Raw genomic sequence first — 14,389 nt, forward strand, 5'->3', positions numbered from 1 at the left:
GTCAGATCTGGTCCTCGTTCCGGGGCGGCTGGCCCTGCTCCCGGGCGATCGGCGCCCACAGCTCCAGGAACTCCCGCTTGGCCGGAGTGGCCTCGCCGGTGGAGAGCCGGCCGCCGCGCGCCAGATGGGCGTTGGCCGGGGTGGCGCCCGTGCAGCCCCGCTCGGCCTCGGCCCACCGGACGTACGCCCGGTCGGCGTCCAGGGAGGCGCGCAGCGAGCGGGTCAGCGCGGACTTGAGCCGCTCGCCCTCGGCCAGCGCGCCGACCGCCAGGCCCTCGGCCTCGCCGAGCTGGCGCTCACGATCCTCCACCACCTTCTGCAGGGTCGGGATCGCGCCCTCCAACCCGGAGCACCGCTGCGCGTCGGTCATCGCACGGGCCAGCTCCGAGCGGCTGCCGGCCATGTCGTCCAGCAGGGTGTTGATCGCCTCGGCCTGGGTCCTGGAGTCGTCGGCGGCACTGGCCCCGGCGGACGGCGCGACGCCCGTCGCCGGGTCGGTGGCGGGCGGGGTCTCCGAGCCACTCGGCCACAGCACGATGGCCGCGGCGATCGCGAACAGCAGGACGACGCCCACCGCTCCGGCGATGGCGTAACCGTTGCCGCCGCCTCGCCGGCCGCGGTGGCGGTGCCGGGTGGGCGGGGGCGGCCGCCACATCTCCGGCTCGGGCTGCTCCCACGGGCTGGGGGACAGCGCGGTGGTCCGCTCGGCGGGAGGTTCCATCCCGCCCGGCCCCCATGGGCCGGGGGACAGCGCGGTGGTCCGTTCCGCGGGAGGTTCCATCCCGCCCGGCCCCCATGGGCCGGGCGGCGGTGCGGCGGCCCGCTCGGCGGGGGGTTCCGCTCCGCCCGGCTCCCACGGGGCGGGCGGCGCCGCGGCGGCCCGCTCGGGAGGAGGCTCTGCCCTATCTGGTTCCCACGGGGCGGGCGGCTCCCTCCTCGGCTCCCACGGGCTGGGCGGCTGGGCGGTCCGCTCGGGAGGAGGCTCTGCCCTGCCTGGCTCCCATGGGCCGGGTGGCGGTGCGGCGGCCCGCTCGGCGGGAGGTTCCGCTCCGCCCGGTTCCCACGGGGCGGGCGGCACCGCTCTGCCCGGCTCCCACTGGCCGGGTGGCGGTGCGGCGGGGGGTCCCTCCCGGGGAGCGGTCGGCCCGGGTGGCTCCTGCCGGCCGGGAGCGGACGGACCGGCGCGCCCTCCGGGCGGTTCCCACGAGGTGGGGGACGGCGGGACGGCGCGTTCTCGGGGGTTTCGTTCCCATGGCCCGCCGGGGTGTTCGTCCGGTCCGGCGGTGGGGCGAGGAGTGGGGGGCAGGCGGTCGCCGAGCGGGTCCTCGGCGGGAGAGGGCGGGTCGGGCTGCCAGGGGGCGGGCGGCCACTGCTCGTCGATCGGGCCTTCGGAAGGCGAGGGTTCGGGCCGCCATGGAGCGGGCGGCCACTGCTCGCTGATCGGGCCTTCGGAGGGTGGGGGTTCGGGCCGCCAGGGGGCGGGCGGCCACTGCTCGCTGATCGGGCCTTCGGAGGGTGGGGGTTCGGGTTGCCAGGGGGCGGGGGGCCACTGCTCGCCGAGTGGGTCCTCGGGGTCCCGGCGGGTGGTGTCGCCGGTGCCGGGTTCCGGCGGGCCGGGCGGCGGGGGCCGCCACGGGTCCTCGGGGTCCGGGCGGGTGCCGTCGGTGGGCGGTGGGGTGAACGGGCCCGGCCCGCCGAGCGGTGCCGACCACGGCTGTTGTTCGGGCAGGGTGCCGTCGGGGGACTCCGGGAGGCCGTCCAGCGGCGCGTTGCACCGCTCGCATCGCGGCAGCGCCGGAGACGTATCGCTCTGACATACCGGACACCGCATGAGAGTCCTCTGTGGTCGGGGCGCTGCGTCCCCAACATACTGTGCCGGCGCCCGCCGCTCCGGGCTCTGCGGGAACCCGGAGCGGGATCAGAAGTGGTTCGCGGTCCGGACGGGGAACCCGGTCTTCGAGGCGACCGGGTTCCACAGCGTGACGAACTGGTTCTTGGCGACGGTGGTCTGGGCGGAAACCTGCTGGCCGCGCCGGTAGTTGGCGTCGGGTTTCGGCTGCTTGCGGCAGCGCCGGTTCCGCTCCGCCCACTTGAGGAAGTGCAGGTCCGTCTGCAGGGACAGCTCGAAGGAGCGGGCGAGGGAGGAACGCAGCCGGGTGCCGTTGGCCAGGGCGCTCACCTCGAGCGTCCGGGCCTTGTTCATCTGCTGCCGCCGCTGCTGGGCGACGCGCTGGAAGCCGGCCAGCGCGGCGGGCATGGTCTTGCACTTGCGCGCCGTGGCCAGTGCCCGGCCGAGTTCGGCACGGCTGGCCCCGCCGGCCCGCAGCAGCGCGTCGAACGCCGCGGCCTGGCGCCGGGCGGCGCTGTTGTTGGCCGCGGGTTCGGGTGTCGCCGTCGCCTGGTTGGCCGCGGGCGAGGTCGAGTCGGCCTTGGCCGAGCCTTCGCCGTCCGGCCACAGCACGATGATGACGGAGAGCATGGCCACCGCGACGAGCGCGGCCACGGCGATGACGAGCGGTTTGCTGGCCCGCCCCTGGGGTCCGGGGGCGGGGTACGGCGGGGGAGCGCCCATAGGCGGGCCCATGGGCGGGCCGAATCCGGGGTCCATGCCGGGCGGGCCGGCGTTCAGCACCGCCGTGCGGTTCTGCGGGAGGCCGTCCTGCGGGGGCTGCGGCGCCCAGGGCTGCCCGGGGTCGCGGTCCGCCCAGGGCTGCCCGGGGTTCCCGGGATCGCGGTCCGGCCAGGGCTGCTGGGGAGCCGGCTGGGGGGTCCACTGCTGGGTGCTCGCGGCCCCCGGGTCCCGGGGCTCGGCGAACCAGGAGTCGGGCACGATCGACTCGCCCGGCGGCCGGGGGGCGGGGGCCGGTTCCGGCGGCAGCGGGAGGGGTTTCGGCGGGGTGGGCTGGAGTTCCTGCTCCATCGACCATGTCTGGGTCGACTCGGAGTCGTTCTCCCATGCCTGCGGTCCCGGCGCGTCCGCGGGGGGCAGCTCAGGCCGGGCCGGGGAGTCCTGGGCCCAGGCGGGGGCGGCCGGAGCCGCCGGCGCGGGGGGAGCGCCCAGCGGCTCGCGGGGCGGCGGGGCGGACCACCTCTCACCGGCCGCCCAGCCGGGGGACGGGGCGGGGGGTGCGGAGTCGGCGGGGGAACCGCCGCCCGGCGACCAGGAACTGGACGGGGACCAGGTCAGGGTGGCTTCGGCCGCGTCTTCGGCGGCGGCCGGGCGGTCGGGGGCGTCCTGTGGCGGCGCGGGGGCGTACGACTCGGGAGCCGGGGCTCCCAGGGGGCCGGGGGAGTCGTACAGTCCGGCGGCCGGCTCCGGGGACGGCGGTACGGCACCTTCTCCAATGGGCGCGTCGCAGCGCACGCATCGGTTCAGCGTCCCAGGCGTGTTTTTGCCGCACGTCGGACACTGCATACTCTCAGCCCTCGCTTGTCGCTGGTTTCCGGACAAAGTTACTGGGTGATGGGGCGGAGAGGATGCCGATCCCGTCAGTGAAATCAGTCGGTTATGTCACCATGAGTGACATTTGGCCGGTAGAACGCCCTGTGGACCGCCCCGGAAATGTCCGAGCCGAGTGTCACCCTGCCGGATGTGAAAGCCGTCGTACCGCTGGTCATCGCCCTCTCCGCCCTGATCTGGTCCCTCTGCCACACCCGTGCCGGGCCCGCGCCGCCGGGGGCGGGCACGCCCCCCGCCCGGGCGGCGCCGCCGCCCGGGGCCGTTCCGGTCCGGGTGGTGCGGGTGGTCGACGGCGACACGCTCGTCGTGCGCTGGCCGGGCGGCCGGGCCGGGCCGGTGCGCCTGATCGGAGTGGACGCCCCCGAACCCGTCCCCGCGGGCGGTGCGGCCCGCCGGGCGCTGGCCGCGCTCGCCCCGCCCGGCGCAGGTCTCGTGCTGGCCGCGGACCGGGAGCCCCGTGACGCCTACGGCCGGGACCTGCGGTACGCCTGGACCGCCGGAGGGCGGTTCGTCAACGCCGAACTGGTCCGTGCCGGGCACGCCCGGGCCATGGTCGTCCCGCCCAACGAGCGCCATGCCGCGCTTCTCCGGCATGCCGAAGCCACGGCGTCCAGCCGTTTCATGGGCAATGGCGGGGAGATGACGGAGAGGTGAAACATCCCTGATCGCGATGATTAACGCGAAGGCGGGCAGGGAGCGACTAGGCTCGCCCTGAACACCGTCCCAGCGTTGTTCTCGGCAGTCCCCAGCCGGTCCGGACGAGCCAGTCCGCGAGACCGACACAGAACACGGAGACCAGTGTGCACAACCGTTCCGCGATTCCGCCCCGCCGTGCGGGGCGGGGTTCCCACGCTGTAGGTGTTCGGTGAGCGAGCTTCCGCTGCGGTCACAACTGGCGGTCGCGCTCGGCCGTACCGCCGCGAGGATGTCCAGGCTCGCCGGCCGCGGCGACGGTTCGGTGATCGGCGGCAAGATCGGCCTGAAGCTCGACCCCGAGCTGCTCACCCGGCTGGCGCGTGACCGCAAGCTCGTCCTCGTCAGCGCCACCAACGGCAAGACGACGACCACCCGGCTGATCACCTCGGCGATGACGCCGCTCGGCGAGGTCGCCACCAACGCCTTCGGCGCCAACATGCCCACCGGGCACGTCTCCGCGCTGGCCGCGGCGCGGGAGGCCCGGTACGGCGTGCTGGAGTGCGACGAGAAGTACGTGCCGATGGTGCTCAAGGAGACCGGCGCCAACGTGGTCGCGCTGATGAACCTGAGCCGCGACCAGATGGACCGCGCCGCGGAGATCTGGCTGCTGGCGGGCAAGTGGCGCAAGGCGCTGGAGGCCGCCGACACGCATGTCATCGCCAACTGCGACGACCCGCTGGTCACCTGGGGTGCGTCCACCGCCAAGAGCGTGACCTGGGTGGCGGCCGGCCAGCACTGGCGTGAGGACTCCTGGTGCTGCCCCGAGTGCGGCGGCCCGCTCGACCGCGAGGGCGCCAACTGGGCGTGCCGGGAGTGCTCCTTCGCCCGGCCCAAGCCCGACTGGATCCTGCACGGCCAGCGGGTGACCGCGCCCGGCGGGCGCACGTTCGAGCTGTCCGAGCTCCAACTCCCCGGCCGGGCCAACCGGTCCAACGCGGTGATCGCGCTGGCCGTGGTCGCCCAGTTCGGGGTGCAGCCCGAGGTGGGGCTGCCGCTGCTCGGCGAGGTCAAGTCGGTGGCCGGCCGTTACACCACGGTGGAGTTCCAGGGCCGGCAGATCCGGCTGCTGCTGTCGAAGAACCCGGCCGGCTGGCTGGAGGCCTTCGACGTGCTGGAGCCCGCCCCCGGCCCGGTCGCGCTGTCGATCAACGCCCAGGGCCCGGACGGCCGCGACACCTCCTGGCTGTGGGACGTCGACTACCGGATCCTGCGGGGCCGCCCGGTCTGGGCCACCGGCGAGCGCCGGCTGGACCTCGCCGCCCGGCTGGAGGCCGCCGACGTCGACTTCACCGTGGTCGACGACATCGAGCAGGCGGTGCTGGCCGTGCCGCCGGGCAAGCTCGACGTGATCGCCAACTACACCGCCTTCCAGAACATCCGGACGAGGTACGGCCGTGTCGTTTGAATCTTCCGCCAGCGACCGAATGGGGTGCCGCCGTGTCCGTTAGCAGCGACAGCATCAAGATCGTTTGGATCTACCCCGACCTGCTCAGCACCTACGGTGACCAGGGCAACTGCATCGTGCTGGAGCGGCGGGCCGCCCGGCGCGGCATCTCGACCCGCACCGTGCACGTGCGCTCGGACGAGTCGGTCCCCGTCGACGGTGACATCTACCTGCTCGGTGGCGGCGAGGACCGGCCGCAGATCCTGGCCGCCCAGCGGCTGCGCGCCGACGGCGGCCTGCACAAGGCCGCCGAGTTCGGCGCGGCGATCTTCGCGGTCTGCGCGGGCTACCAGTTGCTGGGCAGCGAGTTCGGCGGCGAGGAGGGCCAGCCCGTGCCGGGCATCGGGCTGCTCGACATCCGCAGCGGCCGGGGCGAGAAGCGGGCCGTGGGAGAAATCGTCGGCGACGTCGCCCCGGAACTGAACGTCCCCCGCATCACCGGGTTCGAGAACCACCAGGGCGTGACCCACCTGGGCCCGGGGGTCAAGCCGCTGGCCAAAACGGTGGTCGGCGTCGGCAACGGCGACGGGTTCGAGGGCGCCTACCGCGACCACATCCTCGGGACGTACATGCACGGCCCGGCGCTGGTCCGCAACCCCGGGCTCGCCGACCTGCTGCTGCGCTGGGCCGTCGGCCACGAGATCCAGCCGATCGACGACTCCTGGGCCGGCCGGCTCCGGGAGGAACGCCTCAAGGCCGTGGCCTCCTGAGCGTTGCCGGCGCGGTCTGTACCGGATCCCAGAGGTCACGGCGCCCTGCGGCCGTGACCCCCTGAGTTCCGCCGCGGCCCCGCCGGTACGGTGGGTGCCGCGGCCGCTCCACGGCGGGGTGGCGTCCCCCGCGTGATCGGAGCAGCCACATGATCGACTCAGCGGCCCTGCTGGGCCTCGCCGCGGTGGCGCTCGGCCTGGTGCTGACACCCGGCCCCAACATGATCTACCTGGTGTCGAGGTCGGTGACCCAGGGCCGCCGGGCCGGCCTGATCTCGCTGGCCGGGGTCGCGGTCGGTTTCCTGGTGTACCTGGCGGCTGCGGTCGCGGGCCTCGCCGCAGTGTTCACTCTGGTGCCCGCGCTCTACACCGCCGTCAAGCTGGCCGGGGCCGCGTACCTGCTGTGGCTGGCCTGGCAGGCGGTCCGGCCCGGCGGTGCGGCGGTCTTCGCGCCCCGGGCGCTGCCCGAGGACCCGCCCCGGCGGCTCTTCACCATGGGACTGGTCACCAACCTGCTCAACCCCAAGATCGCGATCCTCTACGTGTCGCTGCTGCCGCAGTTCGTCGACCCCGGACGCGGCCATGTCGCGGCGCAGAGCCTCGTGCTGGGGCTCGTCCAGATCACCATCGCACTGGCGGTCAACGCGCTGATCGTGCTGACCGCCGGGTCCGTCGCCGCCTTCCTGGGCGGCCGCCCGGCCTGGCTGCGGGTGCAGCGCTACGTGATGGGCACCGCGCTCGCCGGGCTGGCGATCAAGATCGCCGGGGATCGTTCGCGGGTGGCCGCGGCCGCTCCCTGACCGGCGGGTTCGACCGAACGAAACACGATCAGGTCGCGAATAGGGCTGTGGTCGATAATCGAGTGCACGGCTGTAGGGCTTTCGCTAGAGTTTGCCGACTTTATTGCGACTAGTCCCAAGAGGTGCATCGATGAATATCGATTTCGGTGCTGACTCCACGTTCTCGTGGTACGTCGTGCTGCTCATGCTCAGCGGCGTCGTCATGCTGGCCCTCGCGGCCATCGGCGGTGGTCAGAGCGCCGTCGAGCGGTTGCTCAACGCCGCTTTCGGCGTGGGCTTCCTCGGTTACGGCGTTTACCTCGGATTCATTTTCGAGGGCGGCGAGTACATGATGTTCTTCTACGCGTTCATCCTGCCGGTCTTGATGCTCGTCAAGTTCGTGCAGAGCGCGTTCGGTAAGCGCCAGGCCGCCTGAGAACCGGCCGTATCACCGGGATCACCGGGTTCGTGCGCGCCGCCGCGAAATGCGGCGGCGCGCACGCATGTCCGGGGCCGGTTCAGTGCGTGGTCGAGGGAGCCTCGTCCTCGTCCGCCTGGGGCTGCCGGCGGCGCAGGGAGACCCGGCCCGCCTTGGCCTTGTCCTCCGGGTGCTTGCGGACGTGCAGCAGGCTGGCGACGGTGGTGGCGGCCAGGACCAGCAGGATGACGCCGAGCGAGAGCGGCGTCGGGATCTCCGGCACGGACTTCGAGATGTCCTCGTGCAGGAACACCAGGATCAGCTTGACGCCGATGAAGGCGAGGATCACCGACAGCCCGATCGACAGGTAGACCAGCCGCTCCAGCAGGCCCTCGATCAGGAAGAACAGCGCCCGCAGGCCGAGCAGCGCGAAGGCGTTGGCCGCGAACACCAGGAACGGGTCCCGGGTGACGCCGAAGACCGCGGGGATCGAGTCCAGCGCGAACAGCAGGTCGGTGCTGCCGATGGCGATGAACGCCAGCAGCACGGGTGTCATGACCCGCTGCCCGTTCTCGTGGGCGAACAGCTTCCCGCCGTGGAAGTCCGTGCTGACCGGCATCAGCTTGCGGGCGCTCCGCACCAGGAAGTTGTCCTCGATGTCGGGGTCCTCGTTGCGGTGCCGGATCAGCTGGAGGGCCGTCCACAGCAGGACCAGGCCGAACAGCAGGAAGGTGAAGGAGAACAGGCTGATGGCCGCGGCCCCGATGGCGATGAAGATCGCCCGGAGGACCAGCGCGGCGGCGATGCCGAACAGCAGGATCTCGTGCTGGTACTGGGGCGGCACGCTGAACCGGGCCATGATGATCACGAAGACGAAGAGGTTGTCGACCGACAGGCTCTTCTCGACCACCCAGCCGGCGAAGTACTCGGTTCCGGCGGTCGGGCCGGCCAGCCACCACACCACGAGGCCGAAGCCGATCGCGATGGCGATGTAGAAGACCGACCAGAACGTGGCCTCCCGCAACCCCACGGCATGGGGTTTCCGCACGGCCACGAAGAAGTCGAAGACGAGCAGGAAGACGACCAGGCCGATCGTCGCGTACCACGCCCACATCGGTATATCGATCATGCCGATAGTCTCCCTGCCCCAGGCAAACCCCTATATAGGGCCCGTCGGGTTCGATATCTGTTCAAAAGCGGATGATCCAAACCGAGGGGGTCAGTAGACCAGGGCCTGGGCGTCCGGAGCGGAGATCTCCTCCACGAACGTGGGCGCACCGGCGATGCGGATGCCGGGGATGACGTCGTCCGGCCCGATGTCACGGCGGGCCGCGCACTGGGTGCACACCGTCACCCGGCCGCTCGCGAGCACGATGCCGAGCAGGTCGTCGAGCGGGGTCGCGTGCGGCAACGCGAACTCCGCAGCCCGGCCGGGCAGCCCGTACCAGGCCGACTCGCCGGTCAGCCACAGGGAGACGTCCAGCCCGGCGGCCACCGCGGCCGCGGCCACCGTGAACGCCTGGTTGCACCGCTCCGCGGCATCGGCTCCCGACGTCGCCTTGATCACCAATGATCTCGCCATAGCCGCACAGTAGCCGCTACCGGCCGGTGCACGGCCCCGGGCATAGACTTCCGGCCCATGGGCGGCATGGTGAACGCGGGGATGCTGGTGCTGGTACTGGCCGTGCTGGCGGCGCTGGCGGTCCTGCTCGTGGTCGGGCTGTCCCGGATCAAGTGATGCGCACTTCGCCGCCCCGGCGCGACGCGACTACCCTCGGCTGACATGCAGCCTGAGCCTCATCCAGACATCGAACCCCTGGCCTTCCTGCTGGGCGAGTGGGAGGGCGCCGGAGTCGGCGGCTACCCCACCATCGAGAGCTTCCGCTTCGGCCAGGAGATCTCCTTCACCCAGAACGGCAAGCCGTTCCTGATCTATCGCAGCGTCACCTGGCGGATCGACGACGAGGGTCACCTCGGCGCCCCGCTGGGCACCGAGACGGGGTACTGGCGCCCGCAGCCCGGCGGCGGGGTGGAGGTGGTGCTGGCGCACCCCACCGGCGTCGCGGAGATCTACGTCGGCGAGGTCACCGGAACCCGGGTGGAACTGCACACCGACGTCGTGGCGCGGACGCAGACCGCCAAGGAGGTCACCGCCGGGCACCGCCTGTACGGCCTGATCGGCGAGGATCTGGGCTGGGCGTACGACCTGGCCGCGATGGGGCAGCCCCTCACCTCACACCTGTCCGCGCAGCTCAAGCGTGTGAGCTAGGCCGGCTCTCGCGCAGCTTCCGGACGGCGAAGCGGACCACCGCCAGGACCAGCAGGGCGAGCACTCCCCAGGTCAGCCAGTTCGCGAACTTCTCGGCCTGCTGCCACTTCTCCCCGAGCACGTAGCCGATGGTCACGAACAGGGTGTTCCACACCGCGCTGCCCACCACCGTGTACAGGCAGAACCGGCCCAGCGGCATCCGTTCGGTCCCCGCCGGGATCGAGATGAAGCTGCGCACCACCGGGATCAGCCGGCCGAACAGCACCGCCTTGCGGCCGTGGTCCTCGAACCAGGCGGTGGCGCGTTCGAGGTCCCTGGGATCGACCAGCGGAACGCGGTCGGCCCAGCGGATCGCCCGGTCGTGCCCGAGGGCGGCGCCCAGCCAGTAGAGCAGCAGCGCCCCCGCGAGCGAGCCGGCGGTGGCGGCGACGATGACTGCGATGACGTTGACCTGCCCCTGGGAGGCGGTGAACCCGGCGAGCGGCAGGATCAGCTCGCTGGGCACCGGGGGGAACAGGTTCTCCAGGGCGATCAGCAGGCCCACGCCGAAGGCGCCCATCGTCTCGATCACGCTGGCCGCCCAGCCGGCGATTCCGGAGAGGTCTTGCTGGGAGGTCTGTCCGGAGGCGATCATGCGTCCGGGTCTTCCCGGCGGGGGGACGTTCATGCCGCGGAAAATGAACGGCCCCCGGACCTCCCGCCGTCGGCGGGGCGGTGGGCTGGACTAAGCCCACCCGTCCGGGGACCGGGTGTCTGCCTGGTAATCGCCGGTCGCCGTCGCGACCGGTGCGTTGCCGCCGGAGCGGCTGACCGAGGCGGGACGGCGACTAGCGGACAGCCACCTCGCGAGTCCGTTTGCCATACATGCTGGTGGACCACCTCCTTTCGCGCGTGCTTCGCACGTTATGCGAGGTCCCAGGGGGAGGCAAGTGATATTTTCCACCGCCCCCGCGTACCGCCCCGGGGAACATAGACTCGGAACATGTCGGAGACCTGGCAGGAGGAACTGCGGTCCCGGGGGTACCGGGTCACCCCCCAGCGGCAGCTCGTGCTCGAAGCCGTCAGCGTGCTGGAGCACGGCACTCCCGAGGAGATCTGCACCGAGGTGCAGCGCACCGCGCACGGGGTCAACATCTCCACGGTCTACCGCACCCTCGAACTCCTCGAAGACCTCGGGCTGGTCAAGCACACCCACCTCGGGCACGGCCCGCCCACCTATCACCTGGCCACGCACGCCGACCACGTCCACCTGGTCTGCCGGGGCTGCGGCAAGGTCACCGACGTCAGCCCCAGGGTCGCCGACGGCCTCATCACCGTCCTGCGCGCCGAGTACGGCTTCGAGACCGATGTCCACCACCTCACGGTCTACGGGGAATGCTGCGAGAACAGCCCGAGCGTGGGCTGACGGGCGGGGCTCGACGGCGGATGCCCGCGCGGACCGATGGAAACAGTCCGCGCATAGGCTGAAGGGCATGAAGAGCCCGCTGTTGCAGACGCCCGGAGCCGTGGCCGCCGAACCGCCGGACGAAGGGGTGGCGGCGCACTACGGCGAGCCGTTCCACGAGCAGCGCGCCCTGCTCGCCGGGACGGCGTTCGTCGACCGGAGCGACCGGGGCGTCGTCCGGATCTCCGGCCCCGACCGGCTGAGCTGGCTGCACAGCCTGCTCAGCCAGCACCTGGAGCGGCTGGAGCCGGGCCGTCCCACCGAGGCGCTGCTGCTCAGCCCGCACGGCCACATCGAGCACCACCTGTACCTGGTGGACGACGGTACGGCGGTCTGGGCGCACGTCGAGCCCGGCACCGCCCCCGACCTGGTCGCCTTCCTCGACCGGATGCGTTTCATGCTGCGCGTCGAGGTCGCCGACCTGACCGGCGAGTACGCGGTGGTCACCGGCGCCGTCGAGGGGGCCGGGCCCGACTTCCCGGACGTGGCCGGGACGACCCGCATCATCGAGCGCGCCCGGCTCGCCGAGCAGCCCGCACGGCCGGCCGGCCTGTGGGCGTACGAGGCGCTGCGCATCGCCGCCCACCGTCCCCGGCTCGGTCTGGACACCGACCACCGCACCATCCCGCACGAGATCGGCCTGATCGGCACCGCGGTCCACCTGGAGAAGGGCTGCTACCGGGGGCAGGAGACCGTCGCCCGGGTGCACAACCTGGGCCGGCCGCCGCGCCGCCTGGTCTTCCTGCATCTGGACGGCAGCGCCGACCGCCTGCCCGCCCACGGCGCCCCGGTGGAACTGGGCGGGCGGCAGGTCGGGTTCGTCGGCTCGGCCGCCCGGCACCACGAACTCGGCCCGATCGCGCTGGCTTTGGTCAAGCGCAGCACCCCGGTGGAGGCCGAATTGTCAGCCGATGGGGTGGCCGCGGCCCAGGAGATCGTCGTCTCCCCGGATACCGGCGCCAATGCGAAGATCGAATTTCGACAGCGGGCGGCGCGTCGCGGATAAAAACCCGTGCGGGGTGGGCAGGACTCCTACGTCTCAGAGTTGTCCGTCCCGGGCCGCGCAAAGGAGATCGGGCGAGGCCCTTCGAATGAGAAGGTGGTTCCTACGCAATGGTGGCGAACCAGGACAGGCGGGAACCGCCTCCTCTCACGAAGAAGGGGACGATGGGGCGACGACGGCGGCCCGGACGTGAGCACCCGTTCGTGTGGTGGATCGGTTTCGCCGTGCTCGGCATCGCGGCGCTGGCGCTGCGGTCGTGGCGACTCGCCCTGATCACCCTGCTCCTGTGGTGCCTGTACGAGTTTGCGCTGGTGCCCACGGTGTGCCGGGTGCGGACGCGCAAGGGCCAGTTCTGCCCGGAGCCCGCCCGCGGCCGGCTGTTCGCCTGCGGCACGTCCCACCAGCGGGTGAAGACCGACGCGCTGCGCCGCCTGGCCCGGCTGCCCGGAAAGCGGCGGTCCGCACCACCGGCCGACCCCAACCGCGACACCGGGGTGGTCGTCTACTCGGCGGAGGTGCGCGGCCGGCTGTCGCAGGAGGACCGTGCCTTCCTCGCGCTCGCCGCCGCCGGCACCGTGGTCACCGTGGTCGGCATGCTCTACGGCCTGACCTGAGCTCAGACGTCGATCACCAGGGTGATCGGGCCGTCGTTGACCAGCGCGACCCGCATGTCCGCACCGAACTCGCCGGTCTCCACCTTGGCGCCCAGCGCGCGCAGTTCCGCCACCACGGCGGCGACCAGCGGCTCGGCCACCGGGCCGGGCGCGGCGTCGATCCAGGACGGGCGGCGGCCCTTGCGGGTGTCGCCGTACAGCGTGAACTGACTGATCACCAGCAGCGGGGCGCCCAGATCCGAGCACGACCGCTCGCCGTCCAGGACGCGCAGCCCCCAGAGCTTGCCGGCCAGCCGGCGGGCCCGCTCGGGGGTGTCGTCGTGGGTGACACCGACCAGGACCAGCAACCCCGGGCCGTCGATCGCCCCCACCACCCGGTCGCCGACCGCGACGTTCGCCTGGCTGACTCGCTGGACTACGGCTCGCATGGAAAGGCATTCTGCCGGTATGGGAGCAACGACGCTCATCACCGTGGCGCCGACCGGCGCCGAGTCGGCCAAGGCCGACGCGCCGGCGCTGCCGGTCACCCTCGACGAACTGGTCGGCACGGCCCGCGAGTGCGAGGCGGCGGGCGCCGGAGTGATCCACGTCCACGTCAGGGACGAGCGGGCCCGGCCCACGCTGGACCCCGTGCGGTTGCGCGACACCGTCCAGGCGTTGCGCGAGGCCACCGGCCTGGTGATCCAGCTCTCCACCGGGGGCGCGGTCACCGACTCCTACGCGGACCGGCTGCGGGTGCTGGACGCCGCGCCCGACGGCTGCTCGCTGACCTGCGGGACGGTCAACTTCGGCGACGACGTCTTCATGAACCCCTGGCCGTTCATGGTCGAGCTCTACGAGCGCACCCGGGAACTGGAGATCGTGCCGGAGTTCGAGCTGTTCGACCTCGGCCAGGTGGCGGCACTGCACCGGCTGCTGGCCGAGTGCGGCCCACCGTACGGCGGGCGGGTGCACTGCGACCTGGTGCTGGGCGTGCCGGGCGGGATGCCGGGTGACGCGCGCAGCCTGGTGGCGGCGGTGCAGGCCCTGCCCGCCGGCGCCACCTGGTCGGCGACCGGGGTGGGGCGGACGAGCGTGCCGGTGCTGTTCGCGGCCCTGTCGGCCGGCGGGCACCTGCGGGTCGGCATGGAGGACACGCTGACGTTCGCCCGGGGGCGCCCGGTGCGGTCCAACGCGGAACTGGTGGAGCGGGCGGCGGCGCTGGCCGGACTGGCCCAGCGCCCGCCGATGCCGCCCGCCGAGGCCCGGGAGTTCCTGGGCGTCCGGAAGGGCTAGCTAGCCCTCCCTGCGCGAATCCTCCCGGCGGGCGGCCTCCTCCTCTTCCGGGTTGATCTCGTCGACGCGGTTGCGCTGCCCGGGGTCGCCCTCGATGATCCCGCCCGAGACGACCCCGCGGTGCGCGGCCTCCCCGCGGGAGTGGGTGTAGTCGGGTTTGCGCCGGGCGACGCGCATCAGGATGAACACCCAGGTGATGAGCCCCAGGACCACGATCAGCGGCCCCAGGAACAGCCAGTAGTTGTCCCCGATCGGGGATGGCTGGGCAAGGAACATG

At 72.6% G+C, this 14,389-nt stretch carries 17 protein-coding genes; 10 read left to right on the forward strand and 7 right to left on the reverse strand.

Annotated elements, in window-relative coordinates:
• Position 1: 1 nt before the first annotated feature.
• Both DPM19_RS35005 and DPM19_RS30380 read right to left on the reverse strand, forming a co-directional pair.
• The gene (locus DPM19_RS35005; RefSeq protein ID WP_146779054.1) at positions 2-1,831 is read right to left on the reverse strand and encodes a hypothetical protein; all 1,830 of its coding nucleotides are present in this window, start codon (positions 1,829-1,831) and stop codon (positions 2-4) included.
• 87 nt (positions 1,832-1,918) lie between these two features.
• The gene (locus DPM19_RS30380; RefSeq protein WP_111871520.1) at positions 1,919-3,364 is read right to left on the reverse strand and encodes a hypothetical protein; all 1,446 of its coding nucleotides are present in this window, start codon (positions 3,362-3,364) and stop codon (positions 1,919-1,921) included.
• Between the two features lie 228 nt (positions 3,365-3,592).
• Here DPM19_RS30380 and DPM19_RS30385 point away from each other — a divergent pair, with 228 nt between their 5' ends.
• The 5 genes from DPM19_RS30385 to DPM19_RS30405 all read left to right on the forward strand — a co-directional run bounded on the left by DPM19_RS30385 (position 3,593) and on the right by DPM19_RS30405 (position 7,525).
• Positions 3,593-4,114: a thermonuclease family protein gene (locus tag DPM19_RS30385; protein ID WP_158566947.1), complete on the forward strand. Its 522-nt coding sequence runs from the start codon at positions 3,593-3,595 to the stop codon at positions 4,112-4,114.
• Positions 4,115-4,325: 211 nt separating this feature from the next.
• Positions 4,326-5,561 (forward strand): Mur ligase family protein, encoded by a 1,236-nt coding sequence (locus DPM19_RS30390; RefSeq protein ID WP_111871522.1) that lies wholly within the window; start codon positions 4,326-4,328, stop codon positions 5,559-5,561.
• 32 nt (positions 5,562-5,593) lie between these two features.
• A complete protein-coding gene (locus DPM19_RS30395) occupies positions 5,594-6,310 on the forward strand; it encodes a type 1 glutamine amidotransferase (protein WP_111871523.1) in 717 nt (238 codons plus the stop codon).
• 149 nt (positions 6,311-6,459) lie between these two features.
• The gene (locus DPM19_RS30400) at positions 6,460-7,110 is read left to right on the forward strand and encodes a LysE family translocator (RefSeq protein ID WP_111871524.1); all 651 of its coding nucleotides are present in this window, start codon (positions 6,460-6,462) and stop codon (positions 7,108-7,110) included.
• A 130-nt stretch (positions 7,111-7,240) separates the two neighbouring features.
• On the forward strand, positions 7,241-7,525 hold the full coding sequence (locus DPM19_RS30405) for a hypothetical protein (RefSeq protein WP_111871525.1): 285 nt from the start codon (positions 7,241-7,243) through the stop codon (positions 7,523-7,525).
• A gap of 82 nt (positions 7,526-7,607) precedes the next feature.
• Here DPM19_RS30405 and DPM19_RS30410 read toward each other — a convergent pair whose 3' ends face one another.
• Both DPM19_RS30410 and DPM19_RS30415 read right to left on the reverse strand, forming a co-directional pair.
• Complete coding sequence (locus DPM19_RS30410; protein ID WP_111871526.1) at positions 7,608-8,636, reverse strand: TerC family protein; 1,029 nt, start codon at positions 8,634-8,636, stop codon at positions 7,608-7,610.
• A gap of 90 nt (positions 8,637-8,726) precedes the next feature.
• Complete coding sequence (locus DPM19_RS30415; protein WP_111871527.1) at positions 8,727-9,089, reverse strand: DsrE family protein; 363 nt, start codon at positions 9,087-9,089, stop codon at positions 8,727-8,729.
• Positions 9,090-9,290: 201 nt separating this feature from the next.
• Between DPM19_RS30415 and DPM19_RS30420 the strand changes: the two genes are divergently transcribed.
• The gene (locus tag DPM19_RS30420) at positions 9,291-9,776 is read left to right on the forward strand and encodes an FABP family protein (RefSeq protein ID WP_111871528.1); all 486 of its coding nucleotides are present in this window, start codon (positions 9,291-9,293) and stop codon (positions 9,774-9,776) included.
• Here the strand turns inward: DPM19_RS30420 and DPM19_RS30425 are convergent.
• Entirely contained in the window at positions 9,760-10,410 is a 651-nt protein-coding gene (locus tag DPM19_RS30425) for a DedA family protein (RefSeq protein WP_111871529.1), read from the reverse strand. The two genes, DPM19_RS30420 and DPM19_RS30425, sit on opposite strands and share 17 nt — an antisense overlap.
• Before the next feature lie 348 nt (positions 10,411-10,758).
• Here DPM19_RS30425 and DPM19_RS30430 point away from each other — a divergent pair, with 348 nt between their 5' ends.
• The 3 genes from DPM19_RS30430 (at position 10,759) to DPM19_RS30440 (ending at position 12,837) form a co-directional block, all read left to right on the forward strand.
• Complete coding sequence (locus DPM19_RS30430) at positions 10,759-11,181, forward strand: Fur family transcriptional regulator (RefSeq protein WP_111871530.1); 423 nt, start codon at positions 10,759-10,761, stop codon at positions 11,179-11,181.
• Between the two features lie 67 nt (positions 11,182-11,248).
• Entirely contained in the window at positions 11,249-12,226 is a 978-nt protein-coding gene (ygfZ, locus tag DPM19_RS30435) for a CAF17-like 4Fe-4S cluster assembly/insertion protein YgfZ (RefSeq protein WP_111871531.1), read from the forward strand.
• 161 nt (positions 12,227-12,387) lie between these two features.
• Entirely contained in the window at positions 12,388-12,837 is a 450-nt protein-coding gene (locus DPM19_RS30440; RefSeq protein ID WP_233510948.1) for a hypothetical protein, read from the forward strand.
• Positions 12,838-12,839: 2 nt separating this feature from the next.
• Here the strand turns inward: DPM19_RS30440 and dtd are convergent, their stop codons facing one another.
• The gene (gene dtd, locus DPM19_RS30445; protein ID WP_111871533.1) at positions 12,840-13,265 is read right to left on the reverse strand and encodes a D-aminoacyl-tRNA deacylase; all 426 of its coding nucleotides are present in this window, start codon (positions 13,263-13,265) and stop codon (positions 12,840-12,842) included.
• Positions 13,266-13,284: 19 nt separating this feature from the next.
• Between dtd and DPM19_RS30450 the strand changes: the two genes are divergently transcribed.
• On the forward strand, positions 13,285-14,112 hold the full coding sequence (locus DPM19_RS30450) for a BKACE family enzyme (RefSeq protein WP_111871534.1): 828 nt from the start codon (positions 13,285-13,287) through the stop codon (positions 14,110-14,112).
• On the opposite strand, the gene DPM19_RS30455 is transcribed toward DPM19_RS30450, so the two are convergent.
• Positions 14,113-14,388, reverse strand: a complete 276-nt coding sequence (locus DPM19_RS30455) for a hypothetical protein (protein WP_111871535.1) — start codon at positions 14,386-14,388, stop codon at positions 14,113-14,115.
• Between the last annotated feature and the right edge of the window lies 1 nt (position 14,389).

Origin of the sequence: Actinomadura craniellae, from assembly GCF_003289645.1 — a bacterium.
In the GTDB taxonomy this organism is placed as follows: Bacteria; Actinomycetota; Actinomycetes; order Streptosporangiales; family Streptosporangiaceae; genus Actinomadura_D; species Actinomadura_D craniellae.